Raw genomic sequence first — 15,042 nt, forward strand, 5'->3', positions numbered from 1 at the left:
ATGGACGCTCAGACTGGTGCGGACTACCTTCTGCGCTACGACGCGCTGACGCAATCGATCAATGTGTACGACAGCCAAGCCAATTCCCTAATCGCGCACCGGTTCGTTCAAGAGATTTCTTACGTCCGCGTCACTGGCACGGCGCAGGATGACACCCTCGAGATCGACTTCAGCGACGGATTCGTGTCACCGGTCGACATTGCCTTCGACGGCGGCGACGGCTCGGACAGCGTGACGATTTCCGGCGCGTCCCTCGACACGGTTTCCCTGACCGTCACGGGCGACGGCGAAGGCACGCTGGGGATGACGGACGGCGCGCAGGTGGTGAACCTGTCTCTCACCGGCACCGAGGCGGTGAACGACCAGAACAGCGCGACCGACCGGCTGTATTCGGATGCCACGACGCAGGGGCAGAACCTGCGCATCCAAGACAACAGCGGCATTGCCAGCGACGGTGTTGGCACGATCACCGGCGACGGAATGGTCGCCTACACCTTCGAGGCGCCCACCGGCGCGATCACCGTGGACGCGGGCGAAGGCGACGACGAAATCACGCTGGAGGCCATCGACGCCGGTCTTGCCGGGCGTGTGCTTCTAAGCGGCGGGGCAGGGACAGACGCTGTCACCGGCCCGCCGAGCGATACGCTCTGGAATGTTACCGGCGCGAACGCCGGGGATGTCGCGGGCGTGTCCTTCGTTTCTGTCGAAAACCTCCGGGGATCGGCTGACAACGAGGACACTTTCGTCGTCACCGAAGGTGGGAGTCTGTCCGGAATCCTAGATGGCGGCGATGGCGGCTTTGATTCCCTTGTCTTCGATGGCGGCACGTTTGAGACCGTGGATTACGTTGCCTACGATCTGCATTCGGGCACCGTGACCCGGGATGGGGTCGTGCTGGAATATGCGGGGCTTGAGCCGATCACAGACAACATGGATGCGACCGATCGGGTTATCGACCTTTCGGCCAAATCTGACACTGCGCAAATCACGCAGGACGGCAGCGGGCTGCACGTAACGTCTCAATTGCCATTCGGCGGTGTCGACATTCCCGAAGGGCTGCCCCTTGTCCTGACCTTCGAATCATTCACCCTGACCAGTCTGCCCAGCAACTCACTGACTCTCAATCTTGGGGCAAGTGCTGACAACACGATTGCCGATCCGGATGACGCGATTCCGTTCCTGTCACGTGACCAGGTGACCTTTGAAGGCGACGTGAACTTGGGGACCATGGACCTCATCATTGAAGGTCAAGACCACAAGGATGTGGTGATCGTCAACGGGACGCTGACCGTCGATGACTTGACGATCAATGCCGAAGTCATCGAGGTTTCGGGGACCATTACGGCCAGCGGCAACGTGATCCTCAATTCGCTTGCCGAGGATGACGGCGTCATTGTCGATACGGATTCCCCGTCGTTCCTACAGGGCATCGGCCTTGAAGGCTTCTTCGTCGCTGCCACCACGGCCACGATCGACGTGACGGGTACGATCACCGCAGGCGGCGATTTGACCATGACCGCCGAAGGCGCGGTAGACATCACCACGACCACAGGCGATCTGGCCGGGGCAGGCGTGCTGGACCTGACCGGCGTGGGCGTCGTGCCCGATGTCGGGATCACCCTGACCGGCGCCACCCTGTCGGCCGACAGCATTACCGCTACGGCGACGGCGGATATCGACGTGGCGGTCGGCGACAATGCCGGTGACAACGGCGACGATGACAGCACCTCGAACAATGCTGATGCGGCGGTTTCGGTCGTCGTGGTTTATGGCAACAGCGCCGTGACCGTGGATGGCGCATCGTCCATCACATCCAGCGCAGGCGCCGTGAGCTTGGGCGCCGTCTCGGAACTGAACATCGAATCCGAGGCTGACGGATCGACCGATGCTGGGGCCAAGGGTGCCACGCTAGCCGTTTCGACCATTGGCATCGAGACCAGCACCAACGTCGCGGGCACGGCGTCGATCAGCGCAACCGGCGGCGATATTGGCCTGACTTCCACGCTGACTTCGGTCGTCACCACCGATGCGATCTCGACGGCGGATGGAGCGTCCGGGGCTGGCGGCGGCACGGGCAGCACCAATGCGTCGGAACAGCGCCTGGCGGACCCGAACGACGATGGCAACACCAGCGACCAGGCGGCGGCCAGCGACGGGGCTGGCGGCAGCAGCAGCATCACCTTTGCCGCAGCGGTCGTGGTGTCGGATTATCGCCCGGTCACCTCGGTTGATGTCGACGGCACGATCAACACCGATCAGGCGCTGACCATCACCGCGATGAGCACCGACAGCGTCACGGCAAAGGCCGATGGCACCACCACCGGCGACAGCGGTACTGGTGTCGGCATCGCCGTGGTTCTGGGCATTGTCGATCCAACCGTCAGCGCAATTATCTCGGGCGGCAGCCTGACCGCTTCGAACGGCATCACCATGACGGCGCATATGGACGCCGACGAGACTTTCTCGATCGAGGCGGTTTCGGGTGTGGGTGGCGGCACAACCGCCGCGGCCGGTTCGCTTGCCATCAACGTGGTGACGGCGAATGTCGAGGCCCGCGTTGGATCGGTTGACCTCAACAACTCCAACCTCAGCGTCAGCGCTCTGGCCGAGACCAAGACCGTCACGAAGGCGGTTCCTTCGGAAGATGGCGCGTCCGGCGAGACCATGGGTTTTGGCGCCTCGGTGGCCCTGGCGATCATCGACTACCAGACAACCGCCGCAATTGATGCAGATGCAACGATATCGAACGGCGCCGACCTGACCATGGCGGCGACCTCGACGCATGAGGTCGAGACGCTTGCCAAGAGCGGCGCTTCGGGCGGCACCTCGATCGTGCCTGTCGCGGCTATCACCCTGCTGTTCAGCGACACCTACACGGAAATCGGCATCGGCACCGGTGCCGTCAGCTTCAATGGCGACATCGGGCTTGGTGCGACCCACAACGCTGCGAACGTGACGACCGCCGAGGGCGCGACCGAAGGCACCAGCACGGCCGTCGGCATCTCCTTTGGCCTGACGGTGGACGAGCAGACCTCAATGGTGCGGCTGCTGCGCGACCTGTCCTCGGCCACCGGGGCAATCGCGTTGACCTCGACCGGCGTGATCCGGTCGCGCACCGATTCCAAGGCTTCGGCTGCCGGGGCGGAAGGCGAGGATTCCACGACTTCCGCCGATGGCGTCGACCAGACTTCGCAATCGCAGGCCGGTTTTGCCAACCAGCAATCCCAGAGCCGCACTGGCCAGCAGGCGGGCTCGTCTGAAGGGCAGACGCCGCCGAGCGCTTCGAACAGCGGCGGCACCATGTCTGTCGCGGCGGCGCTGGCGATTACGGTGCAGATCACTGACATCAGCGTCGAACTGGCCGACGGGGTCACTGTTGACGCTGACGACGAGCTGTCTCTGAAGGCGCGGTCGAACGTCGACAGCTGGGCGAATGCCGACGGCACGGCCACCAACGGCGCCAGTGGCACCACGGTCGGGGCGGCGGCATCGCTGAACTATGCCAACGTGCAGACCACGGCGAATTCCGGCACGGCGACTCTGCTGGGTGATGGCATCACGCTGGAGGCCAACAAGGCCAGCCGCGAGATGAGCCTGACCGCCACCAGCGGCCCGACCGTCAGCACCGCCGACGACACGATCTTCGTCGGCAAGGGCGCGGGGCTCGAAGACGGTGACGAGGTGGTCTATTCCGCAGGGGGTGGCACTGTCATCGCCGGGCTGACCGAGGGAACGACCTACAAGGTGTTCAATGTCGGCGACGGCAAGATCAAGCTGGCGCCGCAGGCAACGGCTGATACCGACCTCGAGGCCAACACGATCGACCTGACCAGCCAGGGCGCCGGCGACGAGCACACCCTGACCAAGTCGGGCGAAGATCCGATCACTTTCGATCCCGATAAGGACGTTTTTGCCCTGGACAGTGATGGCAAGGAAAGCCTGCGCACCGGCGACGAGGTGGTCTATGGCAACGGCGGCAATCCGGACATCACCGGCCTGACGGGCGGCAAGACCTATTTCGCCATCATCGACGAACATGGCGACCTCAAGCTGGCCACGAGCCGCGACAACGCGGCCAAGGGCGACGCGGTCGAGATCACCGGCACGGGCACCGGGACGCTGACCGAGACGACCAGCCGTGCGGCGGCGGATTCGACCTCGGGCGCGGGGCAGGGCAACCTGTCGATTGCCGGGTCGCTGGCGATCAACGTGGCGGAAATCAATGCTTCGGCGACGCATGCTGCGGGAGCGACAGCGACGCTGAACGAAGCAGACAATGATGGCGATAGCGATGTCGGTGCGCTGACGATCCGGGCGGTGTCCGACACCTTTGCGGGCGTCGATACGGGCGCCAAGCAGGAAAAAAGCGGCGGTACCGGCGTCGGGTTCTCGTTTGGACTGAACATCGCCGACAACAGCACCCGTGCGACCTATGAAACCGGTGCTATCCTGAGCGCGGGCGCGGATGATCTGACGCTGGAAGCTGACGGCAAATATGGCATGCGCACCGATGTCACCGGTGGCGCGGAATCGACCGGCGGCACTGGGGCGACCCCTGTTCTGGGTATTTCGGTTGCGCTGAACGACACCTCGGCGGTCATCGAGGCCGGCGACGCCCTGACCCTTTCTGGCGACCTATCGTCCACCGCGTCCCATGTGGCGGAAACGGTGACGACGGCCAAGGGCGACACCAAGGGCACTGACGCCGCTGTCGGTATTTCCTTTGGCCTGACCGTGGCCGAGGACGATGTGGTGGCGCAGCTACTGCGTGACGTGACCTCGACCGGCGGTGGCGTATCGCTGGTGGCCCAAGGGGCCGCGGCCAGCCGCACCGAAACCGAGGCCAGCGCCACTGGTGCGCCCGAAAGCAATGGCGGGCAGAACGTCAACGACCAGACCAACGCGCAAGCCGGCCAGGCAACTACGCAGACGCAGAACCGGACCAGTAGCGGGGCGACTCCGTCTTCGGCAAGCACTGGCCAGTCGCAGTCGAATGCCTCCAACAACGGCAGCAGCTTGACTGTCGCAGCGGCAATCAGCCTGAATATCGCGGATCTGGACGTCGTCTCGTCCATCGACAACGGTGCGGTTGTGAACACCACCGGCGCAGTCGAAGTGACGGCGCGCGGCAATCTGGATGCGTCGGCAAAGGCCGACGGCAGCGCTACCACTATTCCGACCAGCGGGACCAACAGCAGCAACATCGGCGCCGCCGTCGCGCTGAACTGGGGATCGGCGGATATCGACGCCAACCTGGGCAGCGCGGATGTGACCGCCGGCGGGCTGACCGTTCAGGCGCTGATGTTCGAGCGCGGCGACGACGATACCCATACGTTTAGCGCCGAAGCGACCTCGGGCGCCTCTGGCGGGTCGACCGGCGTGGCGGGCTCCTTTGCCCTGAATCTGCCCAGCGTTTCAACCTCGGCGCTGGTTTCCGACCTGGCGGTTGTGAACATCACCGGCGGCGGTGACGTGACGGTCAAGGCCGAGTCGAAGACCGATGCCACGGTCAAGGCGGGCGCGGCAACGGATGCCAAGAAGGCGCAGAGTTCCGGCACGTCCGGCACCAGCGGGACCACGGGAACCGGTTCCACCGGCTCAAGCTCGACCAGTTCGGGCAACACGATCGGCGTGGGCGTGTCGATCGGCGTCAATGTTAGCGACATGCTGACCGAGGCTTCGATGGGCGGCGCCGCGGCGCTGACCGGCGCCAACAACCTGATGATCGAAGCCAATGGCACCCATGCCATGGCGACCGAGGTCGAGGGCGGCGCGGCCGCCACCGGCGGTACCGCCGTGTCCCCGGTCATCGGCATCACGGTGGCGCAGAACGACGTTCTGGCAACCCTGCCGTCCGGCGCGGCACTGACCATCGGGGGCGACCTGACTCTGAAGGCGACGCTGGACGCCGACACCTCGACCGAGGCCAAGGGCAGCGCTGATGCGACCAATGCGGCCATTGGCGCCTCGCTGGGTCTGACCATCACCTTCGACAGTGCGGTGGCCACCCTTTCGCGGTCGATCACCGCGGGCGGTGCGATCCTTGTCACCGCCCGGTCCCTGGCGACCAGCCGCAGCGATGCGCGCGCCTCGGCGGTCGGCTCGCAGCAGGCCAACAATGATGGCACTGCGCAGAATGGCAACAGCGTTCAGAGCCAGACCGACAACCAGGTGGGCGAGGCCAATACCCGCTCGGCGGGCACAGGGACCGGCAATTCGGCCACCAGCCCCAGCAACCGTCAGAGCACCAATTCCGGCGCGTTGACCGTTGCAGCGGCCATCGGCATCAACATCGCCGATACGGAATCCCACGCCCAGATCATCGGCGCCGATGGCGCGCCGATCACTGTTGTGGCCGGTGGTTCGGTCACAGTGAAATCCGAGGCCAATGCCGATGCCAACGCCCGCGCCGACGGGCAGGCCACCTTGAAGAAGAAAGCCAGCCAAGGCAGCAACACCAGCAACGACACCACTATCGGCGCCGCGATCGCCGTGAACGTGGCGGATGTGGACAATATCGCGTTTGTGGACGATGCCTCGGTCACGGGCGAGGGGGTCAATGTTCAGGCGCTGATGGTCTCGCGCGATGTGAAGATCGAGGCCAGCGAACTTTCCGTGGTCGACACCAGCGATGACACGATCTTTGTAGGCGAGCCCGAGGTGGCCTTCACCACGGGCGAGAAAGTGACCTACAACAAGGGCACCGGGGGCACCGTCATCGATGGGCTGACCGATGCCACCGATTACTACGTCATTGTCGGCGAGAACGGCAAGATCCAGCTGGCGACCAGCCAATCCGAAGCCGAGGAAGGCAAGGCCATCGACCTCAAGGACCAGGGCGCTGGCGATGCTCACGAACTGGTTCGAACCGATGCCGGCGCCGATACGATCAACTTCAATCCGGACGAAACCCGGGTCGAGATCGTCTTTGACAATCCGGGCGGCATCCAGACCGGCGAGGCGGTTGTCTATGATACCGACGGCGCTGTCATCACCGGACTTTCGGATGGCGAGACCTATTATGCCATCGTCGAGGCGGATGGCCGGCTGAAGCTGGCCGAGGACCGCGAGAAGGCGCTGAAGGGTGAAGCGATCACGCTGACCGACCCGGGTGCCGGCGCGGAACAAAAGCTGACAGAGGCAACTCACAGCACCGGTGCGACCACGATTTCCGGCGCTTCCGGCGGCAAGTCAAGCGTGGCCGGTTCGGTCGCAGTGAACGTCAGCCTCGGCGAAGCCTCGGCGCAGTACGGCGAAGATGCCGCGCTGACGGTGACTGGCAATGGCGCCAGCACCGTGGGAGCCGAAAGCACCACCTACAGCTTGACCCGCGCGCTGGCGTCGAAAGACGCCGCTGGCAAATCGCTGGGTCTCGGTCTGTCCTTTGCCATCGGCGTATCCGATCACAACGTTACGGCATCCATCGCAGGCGGCGCGACCTTGGCCGACTTCGGTGACCTGACGGTTGAGGCGACAGGTAAACACACCGAGGTGACCAAGGCCAACGCGGGCGGCGTGACCACCGCCACGGACGGCACTTCGGTCGGCGGAGCGCTGGCGTTGATGGTCTCCCTCAACAACACCGACGCCACGATTCCGTCTGGCGCGACCGGTCTGTCGGTGGACGGTGACCTAGCAATCAAGGCCAACCACACGCTCGACCTTTATACCGAGGCAGACGCAGACACCAAGGGTGGTGAGACAGGCCTGGGCATCGCCCTTGCCATTGCCTGGGCCGAAGACGATACCAGCGCTCTTCTGGCACGCGATGTCTCGGCGACCGGCAACACGGCTGACGATGTGAACGTCTCGGCGGAAAGCACGATTACCTCGAAGACCGTCGCCACAGGCAGTTCGGAAGGGTCCAAGAAGCAATCCTCCGGCGGCCAGACCGCCAACCAGCAATCGACCAGCGCGACCTCGGCCGCCAGCGGTCAGTCGGGTTCGACCCTGGCAACGCCGCAGCCTGGGTCCCAAGTCACCGGCGCCAACAACCAGGCCGCCGGGCAGACGGCGAATCCGGGCGGGCAGGGCGGCACGGGCCAGCAGGCCTCGACCCAGACCAGCGGCGGTTCGGTACGTGTCGCGGGTGCGCTTGGGGTTTCGGTGCTGCGCACGGATGCCACCGCCACGGTTGCGGACGGCGTCATTATCCGCGCGACGGGCGACATGGGCGTCACGGCCGACGTCTCGGCGAAGTCCAAGATTCTCGCCACAGGGCTGGCGCTGAACCTGACGGACGGCAAGACCGGCGTGGGAGCGGCGGTTGCCTTCAACTGGGTCGAAACCGACGCAGTCGCCACCGTTGGCGCGAATGCGGATATCGAGACCGGTTCGCTGAGCGTGTCCGCCACGCAGGACAACGAATCCAGCGTGATCGCACTGGCCGGCGCCGGGGTTAACCAGAAGTCCAGCAGCGACACCGGCAGCAGTTCTGAAGACACGTCCGGCGGGCTGGCGATTGCAGGCGCCGCGGGCGTCAATGTCGTGCTGAGCACGACGACGGGATCTATCGGTGACGACGCCAAGGTGAACGCCACAGGGGGCGATGTCGAGGTCAAGGCCAAGACCGAAAATGGGATTCAGAACATCGCGGGCGGCGGGTCGCTGCTTCTCAACAGCAGCGGCACGAGCGTCGGCGCGGCGGTTGCCGTCAACGTCGTCACCGCCGACACTAACGCCAGAATCGGCGCGCGCAACGACATTGACGCCGCGGGCGACGTGACCGTCGAGGCCGAAAGCATCGCCACGCCGATGAAGATCGAACTGCCCGACATGGTAAGCAAGCTGGGCATCGACCTTGACGTCACGGCCATGGCCGTGGGCGCGGCCATCGGTTCGGGTGGCGGACAGAACGGCTCGGGCGGCGCGGGCTCCGGGTCTAGCAGCGGTTCCGGCAGTTCGGGTGCCGACGCGGGCGCCGGGTCGGCTGTGGTCAACATCTTCCTGACCGACACCCATGCCAACGTTGGTGCAGGCACCGATGTGACCGCAGGCGGCGATATTGCCGCCAAGGCGATCTCGAGCGTCGAAATACTTGATTTTGCAGGCACTTTCGCCGGATCGAAAGACGCCAGCGGAGTCGGTATCGGGCTTGATGTGACAGTCAACACAGCTGACACGACGGCCACAATTGCTGGGTCGGACAATGCGCTCGACCCGACCTTTATCAGCGCGGGCGGCAACATCGAAGTGTCCGCTCAGGGCAGCGAACGAATCTTCCAGCTGACCGCCAACATCGGCGCGGGCGATAGTACCTCGGGCGCGGGTTCGCTGAACGTGCTGGTGAACATCACCAACACTAAGGCGACGGTGAACGGCGGCCTGACGCCTGAAGGCGACCCTGTGCCGCCGGCCACGCACCTCGACATCTCGGCCATCGGCTCCATCGAGATCGCCGCCGACAGTTCCACCGACATCGAATCCTACGCCGGTTCTGCCGGGATATCGCTCAGCGGTTCGGCAGTGGGCATTTCGGTGGGAGTAGTCGTAGACCTCGACGATACTCATGCGGTGATCGGCGACGGCACGAACGTGATCGCGCTGGGCCAGGGCACCGAGATGACCATCGTCGATGACTTGGTGCGCGAACAGCCGACCGAAACCGATCCCGAGGTCGGGACCAAGGTCGAAACCCAGGCGCGTGGCCTTGCCGTCACGGCGACCAGCCACGAGGACATCTTCCAGCTGGCAATCGCGGCTTCGGCGTCGCTTGGCCAGGACAGCAGTGGCAACTCCGGTTCGGGTTCGGGCGGGAGCCAGGGGTCGACCGGCGGCGGCACCAACGTGGGCATCGCGGGCGCGGTCACGGTGGCTGTGCTGAGCGGTGAAACCAAGGCCGTGATCGGCACTGACGTCGACGTGAACCAGGTCAACGAAATCAACGGCACGCTGCCGCATGCCGACCAGGGCATCGTGGTGCGCGCCGAGGACGTGACCGAAGTGCAACAGGCCCTGGGCGGTCTGTCCTTCGTTCTGAACGGCGACGCGGGGATCACCGGTTCCGTCGGCGTCATCGTCGGCAGCCAGGACACCTGGGCGCTCGCCTTGGGCCAGAACACGTTGCGCAGCCAGAACGGCGGCGTGACCTTTGACGCGGTAGGCGGCAACGACATACAGACGCTGGTGATCGCCGTCGCGGGCGTGGTCGACAGCGGCAGCCAGAGCACGAACAACAACTCCAGTTCGTCGAGCGTGATTTTCGCCGGGGTGGGCGCGGTCACGGTAAATGTGCTGACCTCGACCATCTTGGCCGAAATCGGTGCGGGCGGTGAAGTCGACACCGAGGGCACGCTGACGGTCAACGCTTCGGATGAATCGAAAATTGTATCGGATGCGGGAGGGGTGGCCTTCGCCATCTCGGCGGACAACACCAACGGGGATTCCGCCGGGTCGGTGGGGATTTCGGTCGCGGTCAACGACATGACGCAGACCATCCGCGCGACAGTGGCGGATACGCCGATCACCGCCGGGGCGGTTGATATCGACGCCAGCAACAACGCGACCATCGATACGCTTGCCGTTGCCGGTGCGGCTTCTGTCTCGGCCAGCTCCGAAGCCTTTGCAGGCGCGGGCGGCGTGGCGCTGAACTACATCAACTCAGCCACCGACGCTGGGATTCGCAACACTACCCTGCGCAGTGTGAATGCGGGCACCGGTCAGGTGTCGGTCGTTGCAACGGACGATTCCACGATCAACGCCGACTCGGCTTCGGCGGCGCTAGCCATTTCCAACAAGTCGAGCGGCAATAACCTTGGCTCAATCGCGGCAGGTGCTGCGGCGGCGGAAAACAAGATCACCAAGACTACCACGGCAGAGATCGTACTGGGCGATGTGGACGGTGGCAGCTTTGAACTCAAGGCGCTGTCTACGTCCGACATCGACGCGTTGACGCTGGGGATTTCCGGCGCGATCAGCAATGGTGGTACACTCGCGATCGCGGGTGCCGGTTCGGGGTCCGGCAACTACATTACCTCTGCGACCGAAGCGAACCTGCTGCAAAGCGATGTCGACACGACCGGCAAGATCGACGTCGAAGCGTCGGATTCCAGCACCATCGATGCGCTGGCCGGGGCTGCGTCTTTTGCGATTAATATCGGCGGCCAGGACGGCAACAACGTTGCCGTGGGTCTTGGCTTTGCGATGTCGGTGAACGAAATAACAGCATCGTCGGTTGCGCTGATCGAAGACACGACCCTGAACACCGGCGACCAGATCGAGATCACGGCCGACAATAGTGCCTCCATCGATTCAACCGCCTTTGGTGTCAGCCTGAGCGTTTCGACCTCGAATTCGGGAGTTGCCGTGGCAGCGAATGCCAATGTTGCGATTACGTTCAATGATATATCGCTGACTACGCGGGCCGTGTTGCAGGATGCAACGGGCGACGTGGATACCGCCACGGCGGGTACTGGCGTCATTATCAGGGCCACCGACAGCGGCGACATCACGGCCAATGCCGTGTCGGCGGGGCTTTCGGTATCCTCGTCTTCGGGCAGCCTGTCAGTCAGCGGAAATGTCAACGTTTCGGTCGCCGACAACACCATCGTGGCGACCACCGAGGCGCTGATCGACAATGTCGATACGGATGCCGGAGCAGGGTATGTCGATATCGACGCCAGCTCGTCCAAGGCGATCACGGCGACCGTCGTTGCCGCCTCGTTGGGGGTCAGCGTGGGATCGGGCAGCGGGGCATCGGTCTCACTCAACGGCGCGGGGTCGCGCTCGTATAACACCACGAACAATTCTGTTCTGGCGATCGTGCGGGATGCACGGATCGACGCGGTAGGCAACGTCACAATTGACGCGATCGATACATCCACGATCGAGGCGACGCTTGTCGCCGCAACCGTTGGTGTCAGCGTCAGTTCCAGCAACGGGGCTTCGGCCACGCTCAACGTCGCCATCAGCGATGCCAACAACGAAATCACCAACACCACCCGCGCGGTGGTCGAAGGGGCGTCTGTCGTCGACACTGACGGGGCGCTTTGGATCAACGCGGAATCCACCGGCCTGATCGAGGCGACCGCCGTCGCCGCGTCGGTCGGCGTGGGCGTTGGCACCGGCAGCGGCGTGTCGATGAGCGGCGCAGGCGCCGGGGCAAATGCCACCAATGCGATCACGAACACGATCGAAGCCGGGATCACCGGCAGCAGCCAGGCCATCGTGGACAGTGATCTGGATATCTTTGCAACCGACAGCGCGACCGTCCGCGCCAATGTTGTCACGGCGGCCATTTCCGCAAGCATCGCCGGCAGTGGCGCGTCCATTTCGTTGACGGCGGCCGTGTCCGTGGCCAACAACGCGATCAACAACACGGTCGTCGCGCATGTCGCCAATTCGACGCTTGATATCGGCGGCAACGCAACGATCAAGGCCGACAGCACCAAACTGATCGAAGCGGTGCAGGTCGCGGCCTCGGTTCAGGTTGGCATATCCTCGGGTGGTCTGGCCATCGGTGGCGCCTTTGGGATCGCCCATGCCGTGAACGAAATCGGCGGGTCGACGACGGCTGGTATCTTTACGTCCTCAATGGCCCATGTCGACGGGTCGCTTGATATCGACGCTGTCAGTGGCAGCACCATCCAGGCCACGCTGGTGACGGTAACGGCATCGATCTCGGTCGGCTCGGGTTCGGTGTCGTTGGCGATGTCGGCGGCGGTTTCGCTGGCGACCAACACCATCACCAGCACTGTTCTGGCGGGCGTGCACAATGTCACAGACCTGAACGTAGGTGGCCTGTTGACGGTCGACGCGACCAACAGCAGCGATATCGACGCCATTTCGGTTGGAGCCTCGATCTCTGTGTCCGCTGCCTCAAGCGGCGTGGCTGTCTCAGCCGCGCTGGCCGTGGCGCAGGCCAATAACACGATTACCGGGACTACCGATGCTGAGATCCTTGGCAGCACGGTTATCGCCGGCAGCGGGGTTGCGGTGGGTCTCAGCGATACGTCGAATATCCATACGGATGTCATCGCGGCCTCGATCTCCATTTCGCTGTCCAGCGGCGGCGTGTCCGGTAGCCTTGGCGTAGCGGTTTCTCTATCGCAGAACACTATTGGCGGCAGTGGCCGCGCGGCAATTGATGCCTCTTCGGTGACGTCCACGATCGGTAATATCGATGTCGATGCCGTGTCGACCAAGTCGATCACGGCAACCGGGATTGCTGCCGCCATCACATTGGCGGCCTCTGGTTCGCTAGCCCTGTCCGGTGCAGGATCGGGGGTCGACGTGCGCAACGTCATCACCAATATTTTCGACGCCGAAATCGTCGACGCGACGCTGGTTCAGGCCAGCGCGGGCGCCATCGGCGTGACGGCCTCGGAGATCTCAACCATCGAAGCCACGATCGCGTCCTCCTCGGTTGCGGTTTCGGTCGGCAGCAGCGGCGCGATCTCGGGTGCGGTTGCGGTGACATTGGTCGAAAACGTGATCAGCGGCACGCTGAAAGCGTCCATCGCGGATTCCAAGGTTGACGCCAAGGCGGGCGGCATCACTGTCGAGGCGACGGCGAATAACACCATCAATGCCATCGGCATCGCGGCCGCTCTTTCGGCTTCCGCATCGGGCACCTTTGGCATCGGCGGGGCCGGCGCAGGCATGAGCGCCACGAACATCATGACCAACCGGATCGAAGCCTCGATCACCGGGGAGTCCGACATCGACGCCACCGGTCTGCTGAACGTCAAGGCCACAGACAGTTCCATGATCAAGGCCGAACTGGTCGCCGTCAGTGCGTCGCTCGGGTTCGGGTCTTCGGCCGCGGTGGCCGTGTCCTTTGCGATGCCGATCGCGACAAACGATATCTCCAGCATTACGCTTGCAACGATCGACGGCACCACGGCCACAACTGCTCTGACCGCCGACGCGGGCACGGTTGAGGTGAAGGCGCTGCGCAACGGACGCGTCGATTCACTGGGTGTTGCGGTTTCGGCGAGCTTCTCAGGCTCGGGCTCGTTCTCGCTCAGCGGCGCCGGTGCGGCCGCAGTGGCCACCAACGTCATCGGCGGCAGCACGGAATCGTCCATCCGGTCGAGCACGGTCAATTCAACCGTCGGCGGTATCACGGTCGAGGCGGATGACGAAAATGTCATTCACGCCGAACTGGTTGCCGTGGCTGCGAGCATTTCCGGCAGTGGGGCTGCGGCGATCAGCATCGCCATCGCGGCCACCGTTGCCACGAACGAACTAACCGGGTCCACACTGGCCACGATCGACGACTCGGACATTGACGCCAAGACCCTTCTGACGGTCGATGCGCGCAACGCCAATACGATCGAATCCATCGGTGTAGCGGCTGGCATTTCCGTCGCGGCAGGCTCGGTAGGTATTGCCGGGGCCGGTGCGGGCGCGGTGTCGATGAACACCATGGAAAACTCGGTCGAAGCATCGATCACAAACAGTGACGACGTGGACGCCGACACGGGTGTCGATATCGACGCCAAGGACGAGTCCAGCATCAACACGACCACTGTCGCGGCGGCACTGGCCGTCGGCGTCGGTGGCGGTGGCGGCGCGATCTCGGTCGCGGTCACGATTGTCGAAGTGAACTACGACACCTCGGTTCGGGCGGTCATTTCCAATTCGGACATCGAAACCACGGATGGCAATGTCACGCTTGATGCCACGACGCTGGGCAGCATCTTCCTCGAAGGCTATGGCATCGGCTTTGCCATCTCGGCCGGCAGCGTGGCCGTGTCGGGTGCAGGCGTGGGTGTCGTGACACGTGTCAACGCCACATCGCTGGTGGAATCCGCGATCCTGTCGAATTCCGATGTGCGCGCGCTTGACGGTTCGGTTCTGTTGAATGCCAGCGACAGCCGCATTTCCGATGTCAACGCACTTGGCGTCTCGCTGAGCGTGTCGGCGGGTTCGGCCGCATTCGCCGGCACCGCGACGGTGATTATTGCCGAAACCAACATGGACGGCACAGTACGGTCGCAGATCAACGACAGCAGCGTCAGCGCCGCAGGCACAGACGCGGGCGAAGGCGATGTCTGGGTCAAGGCACGCTCCGATGCCCAGTCCAACCTTGAAGCCGTC

Annotated in this window: 1 protein-coding gene (cut by a window edge); it reads left to right on the top strand. The window is 64.0% G+C overall.

All coding sequences use genetic code 11. The features are described 5' to 3' along the window. On the top strand, window positions 1-15,042 hold the 5' portion of the coding sequence (locus E0501_RS03985; protein ID WP_235857739.1) for a hypothetical protein. Its footprint extends 23,715 nt past the window's final position; the window shows 15,042 of its 38,757 coding nt (coding positions 1-15,042); its start codon is at window positions 1-3; the stop codon falls past the right edge of the window.

The organism is Marimonas lutisalis, from assembly GCF_005434965.1.
Classification (GTDB): domain Bacteria; phylum Pseudomonadota; class Alphaproteobacteria; order Rhodobacterales; family Rhodobacteraceae; genus Marimonas_A; species Marimonas_A lutisalis.